Here is a 19083-nt window from a genome sequence, read left to right on the forward strand (position 1 = left end):
CCGGCCTATGCGGAAAGTTGGCCGGCCAGCCATTCGGCATAGGGCGGCGTGCGCACCAGCACCGAACGCGCCTTAACGGCAAAGGCGGCAGCCACCGCTGCTTCATCAGCCGGGCGCGCAGCCGCCAACGTTGTAGTCCCGGGCGCAAAGCCCAGCGCGACAAGCAGCGCGCAAAACTCTTGCCCGGCCAACGGCGCTTCTTCGCGAAACGGCATGCGCCCGCGCCGCGTATACTGGTCGATCGTGCGATCAAGCTGGGCAGAGCGGCCTTGCGAACCGAAAACGGCCATTGCTGCCGGCGCCGCGTAATGTACCGCAATGGTATCGCGCACCGCATCGGCCATCAAAGCGGCGCGCCGGTTGTATTCGGCGCGCTCGGCGGGCGCGAAGGCCAGGCTGGGAAGCAGTTCTAGCAGCAGTGCAAGTTGCCGGTGCGCCAGATCGAGAGGGTAGCCGCCGATGGGTTCAAAGCGTGCTGCTGCATCGCCAAGCGCAACGACGTTGCCCAGCCAGGATGCCTTCGCGCGTGCCGGACCGATCGGGATCGCTTCGGCCGCCGGCGCCCCCAAGGCATCCCGAACCTCTTGCGGGTCAAGCGAACGGGACGCGGCCAGCGTTGTCTGCAATCCATCCCGCCCCGCCAATTCAGACAGCCAGCCCTGCGGCAGCAAGGTCATGCGGTCTTCCAGGGCCAATACCGGCGGTCCCGGTTCTGCCAGATATACGGTGCGCACAGGCAGGCGGTCCGCCCAGTCAATGACCGCGTGTTCACGCAGCGCCGCAAGCAGCTTGGCATCAGGCCCGGTGCAGTCGACAAACAGGTCCGCCGTGATATCGCCATCTGCCGCGGTCGCAACCGAACGCAATCCGCCTTGGCCATCCAGCTTGCATCCAACGACTGGCCCGGCCAGTCCGGCAATCCCCAGCTGCGCAGCCGCTTCGCTCAGGATTTGCCGGTAAGCGCCCGTGTTCCAGCGCATCGCATGATCGACGGCGCCTGCAGCACCGCCGTCATCAGCCAGCGGAAAGGCATAGCGGCCCGCGTCTGCCAGCACTTCGGCGATGGAACCGGGTGCGGTGTCTGCCGAAACGTTGCGCTGTCCGCCGCCCCAGCTGCGGGCAAAAGCACCGGCCATGGCCGGATCCAGTTCGGCGCCATAGGCCGCAACGCCGTGGCTGTCCGACCCGCCCCAGCCGAAGTACCGGGTGATGAGGCGGTGGCTTGCGGCGGCGCGGCGCAGCAGCGCGGTATCCGCAATGCCCAGCCGCTCATGCAGCCTGCAGGTAAAGGGCAGTGCCGTTGCGGATCGGTCGGCAAAGGCGGCGGCACCGGTTGGAGCCGAAATGACCACCACGTCACACGGCGGCAGTGATCGTTTCAGCGCCGCAGCGGCCAGCAGACCCACAGGCCCGTCCCCGGCAACAACGATGCGGCGTAGCGGCCCGGCTGCAGCCATTATGCCGCCGACGCAAGGCGCGCCGCTTCGTGCCCCAGGAAATCGGCGTGCCCCGGCATCGCCGCAACCTCATCCGCGATTGCTTTGCGCAGCGCGTCGAAGGCCCGTCCGACACGCGCCGGATCCGCCAGAGCAGTGCGCTTATCATAGGCTTGCGGCACCATGCCCTGGCCCACGTAAACGGCAAACCAGCTTGCGTCATAGAACAGGCCGTCGGAATATTTTTCGATCCGTGCAGCATCCCGCCACAGGGCCAGCTTGTCGGTCAGACTGTCAGGCACCTGCATGGTGCGAACATGATTCCAAAACGGGGAATCGCTGCGCGTCGTGGCGTGATAATGCAGTATCAGGAAATCACGAACCCGGTCGTATTCCATGTCGACCAAGCGGTTGAACTCGTCCCGATCGCGCGGATCGCAGTGGCCGCCCAGCGGAAACAGTTCGATCAGATAGGTGATCGCCATTTGCGACAAATAGATCGAGGTCGATTCAAGGGGCTCAAGAAATCCGCTGGCGAGCCCCACAGCGACGACATTGCGGCTCCAGCTTCGGCGTCGGCGCCCGGCCCTGAACCGCAGCACGCGCGGATCGGCCAGGGCCTCCCCCTCGGCCGCCGCGGCTATTGCCGTGCATGCCTCGTCTTCTGAAAGATGCGCGCTGGAAAAAACATAGCCGTTGCCCATCCGGTGCTGCAGCGGGATCTGCCAGCGCCACCCGGCCGGCATGGCTGTGGCGGTTGTATAGGGACGCAGCGGCGCTCCCAGGACATGGGCACACGGCATCGCCGCCGCGCGGTCGCAGGGCAGCCATTCGCTCCAGTCCTCCCAGCTTTCATCCAGCGTTTCGCCCAGCAGAAGCGAGCGGAACCCCGAACAGTCGACGAACAGGTCGCCTTCGATGCGCCGGCCGTCCGACAGGATCAGAGCGGTAACATCGCCGTCAACTCCGCTGCGTTCGACCGAAACGACCCTGCCTTCGTGCCGGATCACGCCGTTCGCCATGCCGAAGCTGCGCATAAACGGGCCAAACAGAGTGGCGTCAAATTGATACGCATAACCATAGGTTGAAGCCAGTGACTGGTCTTGTGCCGGGGGGCGGAACCGGTTGGCCTGTGCTGCTGCTACAGCCAGCGAATAGTCGCCCAGCGGTCCTGCCTTGCCGCGGCGCGCCTGATCCAGCCACCAATGGTGAAAGCCCACCCCGGCAACCTCTTCGCCAAAGCTGCCGAAAGGATGGATGTAACTGGTACCCAGCGCGCCAAAATCGCGAAAGTCGATACCCAGCTTGTAGGTTGCGTGGGTCGCCTTCATGAAGGCTGCTTCATCGATGCCCAGCTTTTCAACAAAGGCGCGAATATGCGGCAGTGTAGCTTCGCCTACGCCGACTATGCCGATATCTTCGCTTTCGATCAGCGTAACCTGCGCATGATCGGGCAGCAGTTTGGCCAGACCGGCCGCAGTCATCCACCCGGCTGTACCGCCGCCCAGCACGACGACCCGAACGCGGTGGTGAAGACTAGCCTTCATCAGGCAGCCCTATCGTACTGGCAACCTGCAGATGCAACTGGTCATCCTTGCATGTCTTCCAGCTCCATCCCCTTGGTTTCGTGAACGAAGGCCTTGACCAGGAAAAAGCTTATGACGGCGCAAACGGCATAGAATGTGTAACTTGCCGCCAGTCCAATCCCTGCTGCCATAGCCGGAAACGTCTGCGCAATAAGATAGTTTGCCAGCCACTGGAAAAAGCCCGCCACGGCAAGAGCGCTGCCGCGGATCTGGTTGGGGAACATTTCGCCCAACATCACCCACATGACGGGGCCCCAGCTGACGTTGAAAAAGATTACATAAAGATTGGCGGCAATCACCGCGACCAGGCCCATTTGCGATGACAGCTGCAGCTTGCCTGCGCTGTCCAGGCTGCCTTGGCTGAAGGCATAGACCATAATGAACAGCGTTGCCGCCATGCCGGCAGATCCGATCAGCAACAGGGGCTTGCGGCCAATCTTGTCGATCACGGCGATGGTGATGAAGCAGGCCGCGATGGACACCGCGCCCGACACGATGTTGATCAGCAGGCTGTCGTTTTCGGTGAAGCCGGCCAGCTGCCACAAGGTCGCACCGTAATAGAAAATCACGTTGATCCCGACCAGCTGCTGAAACACCGCCAGCATGATGCCAACCCAGACAATCGGCCGCAGGCCAAGAAAACCCCGGGTTCCAGCTGGCGCTTTCACATCCGACAGGCGCGGACGGTGATCTTCGGCAAAACTCGCGCGGATTTCGATCAGTTTGGCGTCTGCGGCGTTTGCGCCGAACAGGCTGACAAGCACCCTGCCCGCATCGTCAAACCGGCCCTTGGCGACCAGAAAGCGCGGGCTTTCCGGAATGAAGAACAATGCGATGAGAAACACCAGCGCCGGAACCGCCTGCATAATGTACATCCACCGCCACGCTGCAATTCCGGCCCAGAACGGGGCCGTGGATTCGCCGGCCGATCCGGCAACGACATAGTTGACCAGAAAAGCCGCCGTCAGTCCGGTGATGATCATGATCTGCTGCACGGTCGTCATGCGCCCGCGGATGTTGGCCGGTGCCACTTCCGAGATATAGGCCGGAGACAGGACGCTTGCCGCGCCAACCGCAATGCCGCCCGCCACGCGCGCCATTACGAACAACAGGTGGCTTTCCGAAAAACCCTGGACCAGCGCGCCGCCCAGAAAAAGTACCGCTGCCAGCCGCATCACGTTGCGACGCCCCAGGCTGTCCGCCAGCGTTCCGGCAAAAAAGGCTCCGATAAAACAGCCGATCAGAAGCGAACCCACCGTGAAGCCCAGCCCGGCTTCGTCCAGCTGAAACGCCGATTTAAGGCCCTCCTGCGTGCCGTTCACAGCACCGCTATCGTATCCGAACAGCAAACCGCCGATCGTCGCCACCGCGACAATGGCCCAGATCAGACCGGTATTTGCACTTTCGCGCGGCGCGTTCATCCTGTCTCTCCCCAGCGGCTATTGCCGTAATGTTAGCGCTACCTTACTAGGCTTGCGTGGGGCTGCAAGCGTTTTGCGGCTTGCCCCTTTTTCGCAAGCGCAGGAGCGGATGCACATGAACCTTTCCGGACAGAACTTCATCGCTGGCAAGCGCCGCGGCGCTGACGCAACCTTCAAGGCGCGCGATGCAGAAACCGGCGCGCTGCTGGAGCCGCCATTTGCCGCAGCGTCATCGCAGGACATCACCGATGCTTGCACGGCAGCAGGCAAGGCGCAGGCGGCTTACGCCAACCTGTCGCTGCCTGATCGCGCTCGTTTCCTGCGATCCTGCGCTGACCACATCGATGCCCTGGGCGATGTGCTCACCCAGCGCGCCATGGCAGAAAGCGGCTTGCCCGAAGCCCGATTGACCGGTGAACGCGGCCGGACCGTGGGACAGCTGCGGCTGTTTGCAGACGAGGTCGAGGACGGCGCCTGGCAAGCATTGCGCATCGATCACGGCGATGCAACGCGCACTCCTCCCGCCCCCGACCTGCGCCTGCGCATGGTGCCGCTGGGACCGGTGGCGGTGTTTGGCGCCAGCAACTTTCCCTTGGCCTTTTCTGTCGGCGGAGGAGACACCGCGTCAGCCCTCGCGGCGGGATGCTGTGTCATCGTCAAGGGCCACCCGGCCCATCCCGGCACATCTGAACTGGTGGCCGGCGCGATAACCGCTGCGGCCGCTGAAACGGACATGCCGGAGGGCGTTTTTTCCCTGCTCAACGGGCCGGACAACGCGCTGGGCGCTGCACTGGTCAACGATCCGCACATCGCTGCTGTTGGCTTTACCGGATCGCGTGCAGGCGGCCTGGCGCTGATGGATCTGGCGGCAAAAAGGGCCGTACCGATCCCCGTCTATGCCGAGATGAGCAGCGTCAATCCCGTTGTCCTTCTACCCGAACGGCTGGACGAAGCGGCAGAGGTGCTGGCAAGCGGCTATGTTGCGTCACTGGCCCTGGGTGCCGGTCAGTTCTGCACCAATCCGGGCATTGTCCTTGCCATTGATGGTCCTGCACTTGATCGGTTCATCGCGGCTACGGCCGCGGCAGTGGCCGATGTGGCGGGTCAGACCATGCTGACAGCATCCATCTCGCATGCCTTCGTGCGCGAAACGCGGCACCTTGCCAGCCTGCCAGGCGCGCGCATGATCGGCTGCGGCAAGGAAGCCGCCGATCATGCCGCAAGGGCGCAGGTTCACATCGTATCGGCTGGCGATTTCATAGCCGACGGCGCCTATGCCCGCGAAGTTTTCGGGCCAAGCTCGATCATCGTGCGCTGCCAGGACATTGCGCAATTGCAGCAGGTACTGGAAGGCATGGAAGGACAGCTGACTGCCACCGTGCACATGGCCCCGGCTGACTATCCTGAGGCCGCCCGCCTGCTGCCCGTACTGGAAACGCGTGCGGGCCGCATCCTGGCAAATGGCTGGCCGACCGGTGTTGCCGTAACCCACGCCATGAACCACGGCGGTCCGTTTCCGGCAACGTCGGACGGGCGCAGCACCTCGGTCGGGACACTGGCAATTGGCCGCTTTCTGCGGCCGGTGAGCTATCAGGACTGGCCCGCCCAGCTGCTTCCCCCAGCGCTGCACGATACGCCCACCACAGCTTTGCGCCGGATTGATGGCATTTGGACCGTTGGGTAAGGGACCCGGCTATGTGGCGCGCATTTTAGCGGGCGGTCATGGCCTGCCGTACAAACTGCACGGTCAGTTGTAACCGCGCCCCGATGCGATTTCGCTTAGTACGCCCGCCGCACGGCTACACCGCCGTGGCCCGCACGGCGGGCAGTCCCTTATAAAGAACGCGGCCAGTTCCGGCCGCAATCCACTGCGCTTTGCGGGGGACGTCCGGGCCGCAGCAGCTGTTAGCTCAGCCGCACTGGCGATGTTGATCAGTGTCATGTCATCATCCTCTCTTTGGGATGGATCTGATTCTGGACTTCGCGCTTGCCAGGCAGAATTGCTTTTGCGCTATTGGTGCAATGCCTGTGCCGCCCAGCCCCGAGGCGGATCATCACCTTTGCGCATCGAAGTAATGCGTGAGCAGCATTTGCCACAAAGGCGCCGGCAATCGATCATGAGCTGATCAACACAGCACACGGAATCTGCCGACATGAACACCTTATCCCGCCCAATCCGCAGCATGATCGCCGGTGGCATGGCTGCCGCGTCCGCACTTTGCATCGCCGCTTCGCCAGTGGCGGCAGCGCCGGTCGATACGGTCCAGACAGCGCCCGCCGACGGGGTGATCAGGCTGAAAAGCGCCAACGGCTTCGATGAAACGGTGCTCCGCCTGAAGGCCGACGTGCAAGCCAAAGGTATCCGTTTTTTCGACGTGATCGATCAGTCCGGCCTTGGCGCACAGGCAAACCTCAAGACAGCGCGTTCCACATTGATCATTTTCGGCAACCCGCCGCTGGGCGTTCAGTTTCTTCAGTCCAACCCCTATGCCGGACTTGATTGGCCAGTCAGAATGCTGGTCGTAGAAGAAGGCGACGGCAGTGTCTGGGTCGCGTGGAGCGATTTCGCGTTCATTGCCAAGCGATATCGCATCAGCGATCGAAACGCACAGTTTGCCATGGCGAACCAGGTTGCCGGATCGATTGCAGCTGCAGCGACAGCGCGTTGACGCGCGGGCGGGGACCATGATGAACGCGCTGCATCTTCACAGCAATTTGGCGCTGATGGCGGCGATTGCTGCAGCGGCGGCGATGGGCGCGGCGATCCAGCATGGCGGCACCTGCGTGGTCGCCGCGGTTGATCAGGTTCTCAGCATGCGCTCGGCGCAGCGCCTGGCTGCACTGGCGGAATGCAGCCTGTGGGCTGCAGTGTTGGGAATGATGGCGCTGGGCGCCGGTTTCCATTTTGCAGCAAGTCCGTCCTATCCTGCAGGGTGGTCGGCCGCCGCCGGCGGCGCGATGCTCGGCTTCGGTGCGTGGCTTAACGGTGCTTGCGTATTTGGTTCAATCGCGCGGATCGGTTCGCGCGACTGGCACTATCTGCTCACGCCTTTTGGATTCTTCGCGGGCAGCCTGATCCACGCGCGGACCTTGGGCCCATTCGCAACGCACATAGAACCGCGATCTACGCCCGATGTATGGGGTTTGCTGGTCGTTCTCGCCACCTTGAGCGCGGGATATTCGGCCTGGCAACTGCGGCACCGCAGGCGCGCAGCCCTGTGGGGCTGGCGTCATGCGACAATTGCGATCGGATTTGCATTTGTCGCGCTGGCGTCATTGGCCGGACCGTGGACCTACACCGAAGCTTTGGGCCGGGCAGCGCACAATGGGTCCTTGCTGGCCTGGCAGGACGCCGCCCTGTTTGCAGCGCTTTTGGGAGGCGCTGTTGCGGGCGGTGGATCGCGACCAAGCGCAACGCAATTCGCATGGGGCCGGGCGGCATCGTGCGCCGCTGGCGGTGCCTTCATGGGATTTGGCGGAGCTTTGGTGCCTGGCGGCAATGATAACCTCATCCTGGTTGGCCTCCCCGCGCTGCAAGCGCACGCCTGGCTGGCCATTGCAGCGATGGTTCTGACGATTGCCGGGGGCTTGCTTGGATCCCGCGAATACAGCAAAATGCGCCTGCTCCGGTCAGAGAGTCGCGCTGAACCGGTTTGACAGGCCCTAGGGTGGGGAAGCGACATGGAAATGCAGCAAGTCCGCTATTTTCTGTCTGTAGCCAAGACGCTCAATTTCACGCGGGCGGCAGAACAGTGCAATGTAACGCAGCCAGCTTTGACGCGCGCGATAAAGCAGCTTGAGGACGAGCTTGGCGGCGAACTGATCCGGCGCGAGGGGCGACACAGCCACCTTACCGATCTTGGCCTGCGGATGCTTCCGCTGCTGACCCAATGCCATGAAAGTGCGCTCAACGCCAAGGTGCTCGCCGCCAAGGTTCGCAGCGGCGATGTCGCGACGTTGGCGGTCGGTGTTTCGGTGACGCTCGACGTCGATCTGTTGCTGGTTGCCCTCGCCGAACTGCAACGCGCTTTTGCCGGACTGCAACTGGTGATCCGCCGCGGCAATGGTTCGCAAATAGCCGATTGGCTAAAAAACGGAGAAATCGAGCTGGCCTTTGGCGGTCCGCTGGGTGAAAGCTGGGACAGGCTGGATTGCTGGCCCATGTTTACCGAGGCTTTCGATCTGGTGGTCGCCAACGATCACGAACTGGCCATGGTCAACGACATGGATCTGCAGGTCGATCTGATCGGCAAGGAACGCCTCTTGCTCCATTCGCTGCTCGACGGATCAGAATTGACGACCAGCAGCCTCGAAGCGGCCGGGGTCAGGGTACGAGACGCACATCAGGTCAGCTGCAACAGGGATCTGGAAAAGCTGATGCTGGCGAAGTTCGGCGTGGCGATCCTTCCGGCCAGCTCGTTCCGTTCGCCCCATCTCCGGCATCTTCATTATCCCGGACTGGACTTGCGGCGCACCGTCGCGGTCTATTCGATAGCAGGGCGCCCGCGTTCGCGCGAAGCGGCAGCGCTGTTGTCGTTGGTTCGCGCCGCGGACTGGTCTTCAACCGACGCTGCCTAACCCCGCCACTGCTTTGATCAGAGCGTCGATTTCCATTCGCCGGCGAAAGTCGGGGTCGATATGACGAGCGCGGACAATGCCTTGGCGGTCCAGGACGAAAACCGCCGGGATTGCAAGCGTCCAGCCTCTGCTTCCGAGAAAATCGGGAATCCGCTTGCCCAGGCGCAGATAAAGTTGCTGGATTGCCGGATCGAACGTCACGGCAAGGCCAGCTGAGCGCGCAAACTCCGCGTCCATGTCGCTCAGAAACCTGAAGTGACATTGCGTCTCGGCCCTGATCCGCCGGGTATAACGCTGCATTTCAGCAGAGATCGCAACAATGCGCGCGCTGGCCAGTTGGACCTGTGCTTCGGCAATACTGGCCAGCGTCACGCGGCAATAAGGGCACCAATGGCCGCGATGGAAAACGATTACCAGCGGCCGATCGCGGTGCAGCTGGGCAAGGTCTGCAAGGCGGCCTTCGTGATCGGGCAGCATGAACGGCGGGAACATTTCACCGGCTGCCGGTGCCCCTTGGCCGGCTTGCGCCGCTTCAAGCCGCGCCACGAATCCGTCAATCAGCGCCATGTTGTCGGGGCAGCGCTCACGCGCATCGCGGGCCACTGCTTCAAGCCGTTCCTTCAGCGCCATTGGCCTGCGGATAAGACGCGTGACCAGATCGTCGGGACTGTCGGGAACCGATCCAGCCGACTGGCCAATACTGCCGGCCCACTCCGGACCTTCAGTCCCCAAGCGCTGCCACCCCAGCGACAATGGCATCCAGCTCCATTCGCCGCCGATAGTCAGGATCGACGTGGCGTGTGCGGATGATGCCCTGGCAATCGAGGATGAAGACAGAGGGAACCGGCAGAATCCATGCCTGTCCGCCCTGATAGCCAGGAATATCCCATCCTGCCCCCCCGATCAGCGATGCCATGAATTCGTCCACCCAGATGGCAAGGTTGATCGACAAGGCGTATCCCGCGTCGGTATCGGTCAGCAGCGGAAACCGCGCGCCCGTTTCATCCCGCAACTTGCGCGTGTAGGTCTGCAACTCGGCAGAAATCGAACAAATCTGTGCATGGCCCAACTGGTCCTGGATTTCCGCCAGGCCCTTAACGTTGATCCGGCAATAGGGACACCAGTGTCCACGGTGAAACACCAAGACGACAGGACCGCGATCGAGCATGGATTGCAGGCTCACCAGCCGGCCATCCTGATCGGGCATGGTGAAGTGCGGCATCGGGTCGCCGATCTGAGGCGCGCTTGCCCCGGCTTCGGCGGCTTCCAGTCGGTTGACGAAAGTATCGACCGCCATGGCAAATTCGGGGCTGCGCGCGCGCACCTCATCGGCAATTGCCAGGAGCCGGCGACCGAGCGGCCATTCTGAATCGCGCAGTTCCCAGACCATGTTATCTAGCGCGGCAACAAGGGGATGGGTCATCGCACACCTCCGAAGCCGCAAACCTATCATACTCGGTGATCAAGGTCATCGCCTTCACCCCGCTGCAGCGGTACGAATGATCTCTCCGCCCGACAGTTCATGAAGGACGAAGCCTTCCAGCGGGTCTATCTCCTCGCGCCAAGGGGCCTGGGCAAGCGTTTCGGCCGTATGGCGGTATCCCGCCTCGCGCCGCAGCTTGATACCGTTAGCGCTGAAGTCGATGTCCTTTGAATGGTCTTCGCTGTCGAGAGACGGGGCAAGCAGGCGGATGACATGCATCCGCGTGTCGCAGCCATAGCCGCGCAGTTCGGCGAGCCGGCTGGCCGAGGCTGCGGTATCTGGTACAAGCTTGGCGATCTCGGTGACGACATGGCGCAATCGGTGAAGCTGCCGTTGACGCTTGATGTTTTGTGCAGCGCGGCTTGAATACTGGAGGTCCTTCTGGCGGTTCAGCACCTGCCAGATCGAATCCGGTTCCGGACCGTGCGGGTTCCACAGATGCACTGTAAACACCGTGCCTGATCGGCGCGGTTCATCGTCAAACACGATTTCCACCGGGGTATTTGAAAGAATACCGCCATCCCAATAGAGTTCACCATTGATGCGAACGGCCGGAAACGCTGGCGGCAACGCGCCGGATGCAAGGATGTGATCGACCGTCAAGGTTTCCCTGTCGCTGTCAAAATAGACCATCTCGGCGCTCTGCACCTTGGCCGCTCCGACTGACAGGCGGGTGGGTCCATGGTTGATCCGGTCAAAATCCACCAGTTCATTCAGCAATTCACGCAGCGGGTCGAGGGAATAGTAGGCGGCCTGTTCAGCGCCCAATCCCATAAGCGGGCTAAGGAATGCAAACGGGCGCGGCCGGAAAAAGGCTGGCAACCCCGAAGTGATGGTCATCGCGTTGCGGATGTTCTGACCGATCCAGTCAGGCATGGGCATGCCCATTAGATTGCCCTGTTCGACGCGGCGCCAGAACTCGGCCAACTTTTTCAGGCGGGTTTCCTGCGTCGACCCGGCAATCAAGGCTGCGTTGATCGCGCCAATTGATGTGCCGACTATCCAGTCGGGTTCGACCCCGGCGTCATGCAGCGCTTCGTACACCCCCGCCTGATAGGCACCCAGCGCGCCTCCGCCCTGGAAAACAAGCACAATCTGGCCGCGCGCGGCAAGTTCATCGTGTAGCTGAGACATGACTTTCTCCTTGAAAGGGGGCGGCTAGACCAGGCGCCTGGTTGGCCCGGACATCGCCAGTGATGAGGCGCGCATGGCGCGCATAGGTCAGGTAGTTCCAGGCCAGTTTCATCCCGACTTGCAACCGGCTCCTGAAATCGACGAGGAAGAATACGTGCGCCGTTGACCACAAGAGCCAGGCCACAAAACCGCGAACCTTCCACCACCCGAAATCGATCACAGCGTGACTGCGACCGATAGTCGCCAGATTCCCGAAATGGCGATACCGGAAGGCCGGCTCGGACCCACCGTTCAACAATTGCCGGATTGCCTGGGCGGCGTGCCGCCCCTGCCGTTTGGCCACAGGAGCAATCCCGGGAAGCGGACGGCCATCGGCGCCTTTGCAATGGGCGGTGTCACCGATTACGAACACGTACGGATCGTTATCTGGGTGCAAGTGCGCATCCACCATGACCCGCCCGGCTTGATCTGCCTGTACCCCTAGCCAGCTGGCCGCCGGCGACGCTGCTACTCCGGCGGCCCAGATCACGGTGTGGGCAGGAATGGTCCGCCCGCCGGCTATCACCCAATCGTTGCCGATCGCTTCGACCGGGGTCGAAAGACGGACTTCGACGCCCAGGTTTTCCAGATCTCGCAGCGCTGCTGCGGACAGTTCTTCCGGGAAAGATTCCAGCAGACGCGGTGCAAGGTTCAACAGGATGATCCTGGAGCAATGCGGTGTGATCGACCGAAAATCGCGGCTGACAGACCGGTGCGCCAATTCGGCAATTGCTCCGGCCAGTTCAACGCCCGTCGGCCCGCCCCCGATGACGACGAAGGTCAGAAGTGCCACGCGGCGCGCCTTGTCTTCCTCGGTTTCCGCTCTTTCCAGCGCCAGCAAGATCCGGCTACGAACCGCGGTTGCGTCCTCAATCGTTTTGAGACCCGGTGCGTGCCCTGCCCATTCGTCCCGTCCGAAGTAGCTGTGCTGTGCACCCGTCGCGACGACAAGCCAATCATACGGCAACGAACGCCCGCCATCGAGAGCTACCGTTCGCCGGCTTCGATCAATCGCGACAACCCGGTCCAGAACCACGCGCGCGTTGGCTTGGCGGCAAAGGATCGAACGGATCGGACTGGCCACATCGGCCGGAGACAGGGCCGCAGTCGCAACCTGATACAGCAGCGGCTGGAACACATGGTGGTTGCGCTGATCGATCACGGTAAGGTCGACGGACGCACCAGCAAGACCGCGGACTGCGGCCAGTCCGCCAAATCCTGCGCCTATGACGACGACCTTTGGTCGCGCGGGTCCAGCAGAAAGGACCATGTCACTGTGCCGTCCAACCGCCATCAACCGGGATCGCGGCACCATTGATCGACGCTGCCATTGGTCCGGCAAGGAACAACGCGAGTGCGCCGATTTCCTCGACGGTGGCAAAGCGCTTGCTTGGCTGGGCAGCGAGCAGCACATCCTCGATCACCCGGGTGCGATCAAGCCCGCGGGCTTTCGCAGTATCTTCGATCTGAGCCTCGACCAGAGGGGTCCAGACATAACCGGGGCATATCGCGTTGCACGTGATGCCTTGGCGGGCTCCTTCCAGCGCGACGGTCTTGGTCAAGCCCAGTACGCCGTGTTTCGCGGCGACATAGGCGCTCTTGAAGGGCGAGGCGACGAGACCGTGGGCCGAGGCGACGTTGATGATCCGGCCAAAGCCCGCCTCTTTCATGCCGGGCATGGCGGCGCGAATTGTATGAAATGCAGCAGCCAGATTGAGCGACTGGATCGCATCCCATTTGTCTATCGGAAACTCTTCGATTGGAGCGACGTGCTGGATCCCGGCGTTATTGACCAGAATATCGACCCGCCCATGCCGTTCGAAGGCGGCATGAACCAGTTCAGCGGCGCTTTCACCCAGCAACAAGTTCGCAGGATCATAGTCTACCGCGACATCCAGTTGTGCAAGTTCGGCGACAGTGCGCTCTATCTCGTCGGCGCGGCCGAGACCATTTAAAACAATGGCGGCGCCCGCGTCGGCCAAGGATCTGGCAATGCCCAGACCGATTCCGCTGGTCGATCCGGTAATTATTGCAACCTGACCTGACAGCTGCCGGCATTGCGGCGTGTCGCACTGGTCAAGATGGCGGGATGTGGCGGCGAGGTTCATCGAAAAATCCTTCACGCTGGGTGTCCATGAAGGATGGTCGCAGTGCCGCGCGAACTAAAATGCCTTCTGGTTCGGCTTTCGATGCTGAGAGGTTATCGCCGGCCATTTGCGATGCGGCCCAAGCATGGTTTCGATGCGGCAATGCGATTGGCGCAGCGGCCGGCAAATGGCGAAAACCAACGGCATCGGGACGGTTTTCCACCAGACCCGAACTTACCGGTTTTTCGAACAGGAGCCTTTTATGCGTAAACCAACAATAGCCGCTGCCGCTTTGGCGCTGGCGACTTCGTTCGCCATCACCGCGCCTGCTTTTGCAGGTGACTGCCCGTCGGGCCAGGAAGCCGCGAACCCCCTCACCGGTGCCCCAACCATGGGCAAGGACGTTACGGACACAGTGATCGGTTCGATCGACCTGAACAGCGAAATCGGCATTGCCAGCCGCTTGCTGCGCACCCGCCGCCTGGTTGTCCAGCCGGGCGGCATCGTGCCGATGCACAGCCACAAGAGCCGTCCCGCGCTGATCTACACCGTCAGCGGGCAGATCACCGAACATCGCAGCAGCTGCGCTGTGCCGATTGTCCACAAGGCGGGCGACATTGCGCGCGAGGCGGACGGCATTTCGCATTGGTGGATGAATGAAGGCAGCGAACCTGCGGTCCTCCTTTCCTCCGACGTGTTCAAGCAGCCCTGACCCGCAGAACCGTTACCCTTTCCGGCGCCGGCATTTCCCCACCCCCCGCCAGCCTGCGCCGCGGCGTCCCGCCGGCAAGTCTAACAGAGACTGCCGGCCGGGACGCCCAACCGTTGGGGGTGATCCGAAGTCCAAAGGAGAAGTATGATGAAGACCACAACTGCCATTTCTGCCGCCGCGCTTGCCGCAATGCTTTCGGCTGGACTTGCCCACGCCGGGCCCGTCCCGCCGCAGCCCAACAAAGAAAAATGCTATGGCATTTCCCAGGCAGGCCGCAACGATTGTGCCGCCGGCGCGGGGACCAGCTGTGCTGGCACGTCGCACCGCGACTATCAGGGCAACGCCTGGAAATACGTCAGCAAGGGAACCTGCACCAAGATCCGCACGCCAACGGGTGTGGGATCGCTGACCCCCAAGGCCCGGTAAGCGCCGCGCCGCCTTGCAAGGGAGAACGGCCATGATCCCGACCGCCGGCATAGGTCTAAAGGCCCGCCATTTCGACGAGGCAATGATCTCGTCGGCGGTTGGGTTGTGGTTTGAAGTCCATGCCGAAAATTACATGGTCGGCGGCGGTCCACGCCTTGCCATGCTGGAACAGGTTCGCGCCGAGCGACCGCTTTCCTTGCACGGTGTCGGTTTGTCCCTGGCCGGCCATGAATTGCCCGACGTTGAACACCTCGCGGCGCTTAAACGACTGATCGACCGGTTTGAGCCTTTCCTTATTTCCGAGCATCTTGCCTGGTCGCGCTGGGGATCCCGCGCCTTGCCCGACTTGCTGCCGTTCCCCCGCAGTGCAGAGGCTCTGCTGATCGTTTGCCGCAACATAGATTTCGCGCAATCGCTGCTGGGACGCCAGCTGTTGATCGAGAACCCATCACATTATCTGGACGTCAACGGCCACAATTGGAGCGAAACCGATTTTCTTGGTGAGGTCGCGGCCCGAACAGGCTGCGGTCTGCTGCTCGATCTTAACAACGTGCAGGTCAGCGCCAACAATCTGGGTTTCGCTGCCGGCGACTATCTTGCTTCTTTTCCGGTGGACAAGGTGGGCGAGGTTCACCTGGCCGGCGCGAGCAGCGATGCGCATCTGCAACTCTTGATCGACACTCACGGAGCGCCAGTCGCCGATGAGGTCTGGGATCTGTTCGGCCGCTACCTTGAAAATCACGGACCGGTACCGACCCTGATCGAATGGGACCGCGATGTGCCCGTGTTTCCGGTGCTGATAGCCGAACGTGACAAAGCTGCCCGCATGATGGCGGCCATATCCAAAAAGGAGAGAGAATATGTCTGAACTTGCCGCTTTCCAGCGCGGTTTTGTTGCTGCGCTAGATCAGCCCATGCCCGCTTTCGCCCCGATGCGGGTCTACCTCAACACCGTGATGCTCGGCGCGGTCGAAGCACTTGTCGCCAATTTCCCGGTTACCGCAATGATCGTCGGGGCGCGGACTTTCGAAACGAATGCCCTGGCCTATGCCCGGCATTTTCCGCCTGAGGTGCCGGTGCTCGCCCTCTATGGGCAAGGCTTTGCAGCGTGGTTGGAAGGCCAGCCACTGGCCCGTGAACTTGAATACATTGCCGATGTGGCGCGCTGTGAGGAACTTCACGCACAGGCGCTTCACGCCGCTGAAGCCCACGTGCTCCAGCCGCAGGATCTGAGTCCTTTAGATCCGGAGCGGCTGCTTACTCTGAAGTTGCACTTGCACCCTGCGGCGCGTTTCGGGTGGTTCAAAACGCCGGCAATGGCCCTGTGGCTCGCCCATCAAGACCCGATTGCCGATGAAATCGCGCCCCAATGGATTGCTTCGGGGGGCCTGATGACACGGCCCGGCAATGCCGTTGTTGGCACGATACTTGATCCGCCAAGCCACCGGTTGCTGGCGGGAGTTCGCCTTGGCGAAACGATGGGGGGCGCGGCCAAGGCTACCAATTCGCTTTTCCCCGATGCCGCGGTCGGAGAAATCTTTGCCGCACTCATCTCCTGCGGCGCTTTCGTCGCGAAATCCTTTTGAAAGGACATCAACCATGAACGCCCATTTCATTCCTGCTGAAGAACTGCAGATCGAAAATACCGGTGCAGCTAGCGCCCCGGCGTCTTTCCCCAAACAAGCCGCGGCCTTGTTGGAAAGTGGCTTGCCTCCCGCGATGCTCCTGCTGGTGCAGCGCCTGGGGATTGCCGCAGTGTTCTTCCAGTCTGCCCGGACCAAGGTCGATGGCTGGTTCACGATCAGCGACGGGACGTACGAGCTGTTCCGGACCGAATATGCCGGAGTTCCGCTACCGGCTGAATTCGCCGCCGTTGCAGCGACGGTCAGCGAGCATGTTTTCGCGATCTTGTTGATCGTCGGGCTGTTTACCCGGTTTTCGGCCCTGGCTTTGCTGGGAATGACTGCCGTGATCGAGATTTTCGTCTATCCCGACGCGTGGCCAACCCATCTGAGCTGGGCAGGATTGCTGCTTCCGCTGGTCGCACTTGGCGGCGGGCGGCTTTCGATTGATCGGCTGCTTTTCCGGTAATGCAAAGCATCAGGCTGCACAGGCGCATCGCAAACATGCCAAGTGCGCCGCGGCACTCCCCGGCAGCCTTGGCGCGTAGATCGGGCGCCCAATAGCGTCAGGACGGCAAGACTGCCTTGACCGCGCTTTTCATAAGCTTTGGGTTGTCGGGAACTTCACCGATGATCTCGATACCGTTTGCGGTGGTCCGGCGGATCATCACCAAGGCAAACTCCTGCCCTTCGGCCGGAATGCCGCTGATGTCGGTCAAAGGCATCTGGCGTAAACGGCGAAGCGACCGGTCGCTCAGCCCGTTATGAGCGGTGCGGTCATGGCCCAGCATGGCCGGCCGTTCGCGGCGTTCAAATGCCACGATCGATTTAATTCCACCTTGCGCCGAACCAAGCAGTGTTTCCAGCTCCCCCCGGGCCACGTTGTGCCGGGCGGCATGGGCCAGCACCGCGGCATATTCCGCGATGCGTGTCTTGTCATAATCCGAGCCGAAAACGAGCTTTATGATCGGGGTCATCGGTGCGCGCGGCTGCGCGCTTATCCCTGACCGTTCAAGCAACTGGTCGTAATATCCGGGTGCATCGCGCACGGTGAGCGCCAGATCATATGCCGAAGAAATCGCACGATACAGGACGGCCTTGGTACGTTCATGGCTGGTTTTGGCGAAATTGGCGTGCCGGCGCGCGGCTTTCAAAGCGTCTTCCAGCTCGGCGAGCTGTTCAAAATGCATGGTGCCCCAATGCGCATTGGGGACGCGAGGCATCATTTGAGGTTCTGAAGGCACTTCCCGCATTTCGCGGGGAGGCCTTGGCTGATGTTGCTGGCCGTTGCGGATTCGCACAAACGGGTCTGACCCGTGCTCGTTCAAAACGGCCGGCCGGGCTATTTCCATGCCGATGTCCAAGCTGAGCACATCGGCCGCACCCGCTGCGTCTGCCGCATCGATCTGATCGTTCGACAGTTCGAGAACCGAGTCCGGCTCGTCGTTGCTGCCCGCCCAACGGGTGGCGGTTGCTGATGTATCGGTCAAATCGAACTCCCCGAAATCCGGACGTATCGCTGCCGCCAAGTGTGACAGGGCAGCGGCCGCCGTTCAACTTACCCGAAGGGTGTACTCCCATTCGGGCAGCGAGGGCGGACCGATCGGCTTAATCGAGGGTTCTAATCCGAACGGCGGATTGATCGTGCGGGGATTGATCAGCATTAAGGTTGAAGCACTCAGACTAATGGTGGCGTGTTTGAAATGGTTCCTGACCCCTGCGCTGTTGATGACGCTCGCTGCGGCGTCGAGCGCGCAGCCCAGGCCTGTAACGGGTCCGAAGATCAAGCTGTGCGGATACCAGCTGGCCTGGTCTGACGAGTTTGACGACATGAGCATCGGTAACTGGCGCCTCGATGGAAAGCGCTGGACCGCGCATACGCCGTGGGCTGGCGATTTCGGCGACGCCCGATTCACCGATCCGGGGGAACAAAGCGCTTTTTCCATTCGCGATGGTCATCTTGAAATCACCGCGCGGCGCGGCACTGACGGCAAATGGACTTCCGGCCTGATCGCCGCCGCAGACCAAACAGGCGCAGGTACCGGGCTTACCGAAGGGTACTTCGAAACGCGGATGCGGATGACGGCGGGTTCCGGCACTTGGCCAGCATTCTGGCTGTTCAGTTTGACCCCCCGCAGCGACAAGCGGCCCAAGATCGAGCTAGATGCGCTGGAATATTACGGCCATGATCCAAGCAGTTATTACGCCTCGTGGAAAGTGCATTCCCCCGCCGACAAGAAACACGAACGCGGCGAACTGGAACGGATCCCTATCATCCCTGGTGCGATGGCCGCCCGCTACAACACGGTTGGCGTCCTGGTGACCCGGACCCGGATCAGCTATCTGTTCAACCGGGTAGTCGTCTGGACCGCGCCGCGTCCGGCTGAGCTCGACGTGCCGCTGTTTCCTTTGGTCAATCTTGCGTTGGGTTCGGGATATTCCATCCGCAACACGCCCGATCCATCGGTACTGTCGATAGATTATGTCCGTCTATATGCCCCTTCCGCGAAACGCGGTGGAGGATCTTGTATTCCCGACAGGGGTTGATGCCCGCGCCGC

19 protein-coding genes are annotated in these 19083 nt (G+C 61.8%); 10 read left to right on the plus strand and 9 right to left on the minus strand.

The annotated features are described in order from the left end of the window. Positions 1 to 5 precede the first annotated feature (5 nt). From Q0L62_RS03920 to Q0L62_RS03930, 3 genes are read right to left on the minus strand one after another with little or no spacing between them, the layout of a single operon-like run. Positions 6 to 1457, minus strand: a complete 1452-nt coding sequence (locus Q0L62_RS03920; RefSeq protein WP_296676727.1) for a tryptophan 7-halogenase — start codon at positions 1455 to 1457, stop codon at positions 6 to 8. Next, positions 1457 to 2983 carry a tryptophan halogenase family protein gene (locus tag Q0L62_RS03925; RefSeq protein WP_296676731.1) on the minus strand — a complete coding sequence of 509 codons (1527 nt, stop codon included), beginning with the start codon at positions 2981 to 2983 and terminating at the stop codon, positions 1457 to 1459. Before Q0L62_RS03925 ends, Q0L62_RS03920 begins: the two co-directional genes overlap by 1 nt. 41 nt (positions 2984 to 3024) lie before the next feature. After that, entirely contained in the window at positions 3025 to 4443 is a 1419-nt protein-coding gene (locus Q0L62_RS03930; RefSeq protein ID WP_296676735.1) for a sugar porter family MFS transporter, read from the minus strand. Positions 4444 to 4558: 115 nt separating this feature from the next. On the opposite strand from Q0L62_RS03930, the gene Q0L62_RS03935 reads away from it, so the two are divergent. From Q0L62_RS03935 to Q0L62_RS03950, 4 genes are all read left to right on the plus strand, one after another. Beyond that, a complete protein-coding gene (locus Q0L62_RS03935) occupies positions 4559 to 6127 on the plus strand; it encodes an aldehyde dehydrogenase (NADP(+)) (RefSeq protein WP_296676736.1) in 1569 nt (522 codons plus the stop codon). Between the two features lie 469 nt (positions 6128 to 6596). After that, positions 6597 to 7112 carry a DUF302 domain-containing protein gene (locus Q0L62_RS03940; RefSeq protein WP_296676740.1) on the plus strand — a complete coding sequence of 172 codons (516 nt, stop codon included), beginning with the start codon at positions 6597 to 6599 and terminating at the stop codon, positions 7110 to 7112. A 16-nt stretch (positions 7113 to 7128) separates the two neighbouring features. Then, positions 7129 to 8100, plus strand: coding sequence for a YeeE/YedE thiosulfate transporter family protein (locus tag Q0L62_RS03945; protein WP_296676744.1), 972 nt, complete (start codon positions 7129 to 7131; stop codon positions 8098 to 8100). 24 nt (positions 8101 to 8124) lie between these two features. Further along, positions 8125 to 9021 (plus strand): LysR family transcriptional regulator, encoded by an 897-nt coding sequence (locus Q0L62_RS03950; RefSeq protein ID WP_296676747.1) that lies wholly within the window; start codon positions 8125 to 8127, stop codon positions 9019 to 9021. Here Q0L62_RS03950 and Q0L62_RS03955 read toward each other — a convergent pair. Genes Q0L62_RS03955 through Q0L62_RS03975 form a run of 5 tightly spaced genes read right to left on the minus strand, consistent with a single transcriptional unit; the run spans position 9004 to position 13785 of the window. Beyond that, positions 9004 to 9780 (minus strand): peroxiredoxin-like family protein, encoded by a 777-nt coding sequence (locus Q0L62_RS03955; protein ID WP_296676749.1) that lies wholly within the window; start codon positions 9778 to 9780, stop codon positions 9004 to 9006. The genes Q0L62_RS03950 and Q0L62_RS03955 overlap by 18 nt on opposite strands. Then, on the minus strand, positions 9743 to 10444 hold the full coding sequence (locus Q0L62_RS03960; protein ID WP_296676751.1) for a peroxiredoxin: 702 nt from the start codon (positions 10442 to 10444) through the stop codon (positions 9743 to 9745). Before Q0L62_RS03960 ends, Q0L62_RS03955 begins: the two co-directional genes overlap by 38 nt. Before the next feature lie 54 nt (positions 10445 to 10498). Beyond that, positions 10499 to 11638, minus strand: coding sequence for a patatin-like phospholipase family protein (locus tag Q0L62_RS03965; protein ID WP_296676753.1), 1140 nt, complete (start codon positions 11636 to 11638; stop codon positions 10499 to 10501). Next, positions 11619 to 12947 carry an NAD(P)/FAD-dependent oxidoreductase gene (locus Q0L62_RS03970; RefSeq protein WP_296676758.1) on the minus strand — a complete coding sequence of 443 codons (1329 nt, stop codon included), beginning with the start codon at positions 12945 to 12947 and terminating at the stop codon, positions 11619 to 11621. Before Q0L62_RS03970 ends, Q0L62_RS03965 begins: the two co-directional genes overlap by 20 nt. 1 nt (position 12948) lies before the next feature. After that, the gene (locus Q0L62_RS03975; protein ID WP_296676760.1) at positions 12949 to 13785 is read right to left on the minus strand and encodes a 3-hydroxybutyrate dehydrogenase; all 837 of its coding nucleotides are present in this window, start codon (positions 13783 to 13785) and stop codon (positions 12949 to 12951) included. A gap of 241 nt (positions 13786 to 14026) precedes the next feature. Here Q0L62_RS03975 and Q0L62_RS03980 point away from each other — a divergent pair, with 241 nt between their 5' ends. From Q0L62_RS03980 to Q0L62_RS04000, 5 genes are all read left to right on the plus strand, one after another. Beyond that, complete coding sequence (locus Q0L62_RS03980; RefSeq protein WP_296676764.1) at positions 14027 to 14476, plus strand: cupin domain-containing protein; 450 nt, start codon at positions 14027 to 14029, stop codon at positions 14474 to 14476. A 147-nt stretch (positions 14477 to 14623) separates the two neighbouring features. Beyond that, positions 14624 to 14902, plus strand: coding sequence for a DUF2282 domain-containing protein (locus Q0L62_RS03985; RefSeq protein ID WP_296676767.1), 279 nt, complete (start codon positions 14624 to 14626; stop codon positions 14900 to 14902). Positions 14903 to 14933: 31 nt separating this feature from the next. Next, on the plus strand, positions 14934 to 15770 hold the full coding sequence (locus Q0L62_RS03990; RefSeq protein ID WP_296676770.1) for a DUF692 domain-containing protein: 837 nt from the start codon (positions 14934 to 14936) through the stop codon (positions 15768 to 15770). Continuing rightward, positions 15763 to 16488: a DNA-binding domain-containing protein gene (locus tag Q0L62_RS03995; RefSeq protein ID WP_296676772.1), complete on the plus strand. Its 726-nt coding sequence runs from the start codon at positions 15763 to 15765 to the stop codon at positions 16486 to 16488. Before Q0L62_RS03990 ends, Q0L62_RS03995 begins: the two co-directional genes overlap by 8 nt. 133 nt (positions 16489 to 16621) lie before the next feature. Next, on the plus strand, positions 16622 to 16993 hold the full coding sequence (locus Q0L62_RS04000) for a DoxX family protein (RefSeq protein WP_296676970.1): 372 nt from the start codon (positions 16622 to 16624) through the stop codon (positions 16991 to 16993). A 97-nt stretch (positions 16994 to 17090) separates the two neighbouring features. Here the strand turns inward: Q0L62_RS04000 and Q0L62_RS04005 are convergent, their stop codons facing one another. Next, positions 17091 to 18014, minus strand: coding sequence for a hypothetical protein (locus Q0L62_RS04005; protein WP_296676774.1), 924 nt, complete (start codon positions 18012 to 18014; stop codon positions 17091 to 17093). Between the two features lie 199 nt (positions 18015 to 18213). On the opposite strand from Q0L62_RS04005, the gene Q0L62_RS04010 reads away from it, so the two are divergent. Then, positions 18214 to 19071 (plus strand): glycoside hydrolase family 16 protein, encoded by an 858-nt coding sequence (locus Q0L62_RS04010; RefSeq protein WP_296676776.1) that lies wholly within the window; start codon positions 18214 to 18216, stop codon positions 19069 to 19071. Positions 19072 to 19083: the final 12 nt, after the last annotated feature.

Origin of the sequence: Novosphingobium sp. (assembly GCF_024642085.1) — a bacterium.
GTDB lineage: Bacteria > Pseudomonadota > Alphaproteobacteria > Sphingomonadales > Sphingomonadaceae > Novosphingobium.

Coding starts and splice junctions, on each gene's coding strand:
- Q0L62_RS03920 (WP_296676727.1), bottom strand. CDS start 1,457: ATGGCTGCAGCCGGGCCGCTACGCCGCATCGTTGTTGCCGGGGACGGG.
- Q0L62_RS03925 (WP_296676731.1), bottom strand. CDS start 2,983: ATGAAGGCTAGTCTTCACCACCGCGTTCGGGTCGTCGTGCTGGGCGGC.
- Q0L62_RS03930 (WP_296676735.1), bottom strand. CDS start 4,443: ATGAACGCGCCGCGCGAAAGTGCAAATACCGGTCTGATCTGGGCCATT.
- Q0L62_RS03935 (WP_296676736.1), top strand. CDS start 4,559: ATGAACCTTTCCGGACAGAACTTCATCGCTGGCAAGCGCCGCGGCGCT.
- Q0L62_RS03940 (WP_296676740.1), top strand. CDS start 6,597: ATGAACACCTTATCCCGCCCAATCCGCAGCATGATCGCCGGTGGCATG.
- Q0L62_RS03945 (WP_296676744.1), top strand. CDS start 7,129: ATGATGAACGCGCTGCATCTTCACAGCAATTTGGCGCTGATGGCGGCG.
- Q0L62_RS03950 (WP_296676747.1), top strand. CDS start 8,125: ATGGAAATGCAGCAAGTCCGCTATTTTCTGTCTGTAGCCAAGACGCTC.
- Q0L62_RS03955 (WP_296676749.1), bottom strand. CDS start 9,780: ATGCCATTGTCGCTGGGGTGGCAGCGCTTGGGGACTGAAGGTCCGGAG.
- Q0L62_RS03960 (WP_296676751.1), bottom strand. CDS start 10,444: ATGACCCATCCCCTTGTTGCCGCGCTAGATAACATGGTCTGGGAACTG.
- Q0L62_RS03965 (WP_296676753.1), bottom strand. CDS start 11,638: ATGTCTCAGCTACACGATGAACTTGCCGCGCGCGGCCAGATTGTGCTT.
- Q0L62_RS03970 (WP_296676758.1), bottom strand. CDS start 12,947: ATGGTCCTTTCTGCTGGACCCGCGCGACCAAAGGTCGTCGTCATAGGC.
- Q0L62_RS03975 (WP_296676760.1), bottom strand. CDS start 13,785: ATGAACCTCGCCGCCACATCCCGCCATCTTGACCAGTGCGACACGCCG.
- Q0L62_RS03980 (WP_296676764.1), top strand. CDS start 14,027: ATGCGTAAACCAACAATAGCCGCTGCCGCTTTGGCGCTGGCGACTTCG.
- Q0L62_RS03985 (WP_296676767.1), top strand. CDS start 14,624: ATGAAGACCACAACTGCCATTTCTGCCGCCGCGCTTGCCGCAATGCTT.
- Q0L62_RS03990 (WP_296676770.1), top strand. CDS start 14,934: ATGATCCCGACCGCCGGCATAGGTCTAAAGGCCCGCCATTTCGACGAG.
- Q0L62_RS03995 (WP_296676772.1), top strand. CDS start 15,763: ATGTCTGAACTTGCCGCTTTCCAGCGCGGTTTTGTTGCTGCGCTAGAT.
- Q0L62_RS04000 (WP_296676970.1), top strand. CDS start 16,622: ATGCTCCTGCTGGTGCAGCGCCTGGGGATTGCCGCAGTGTTCTTCCAG.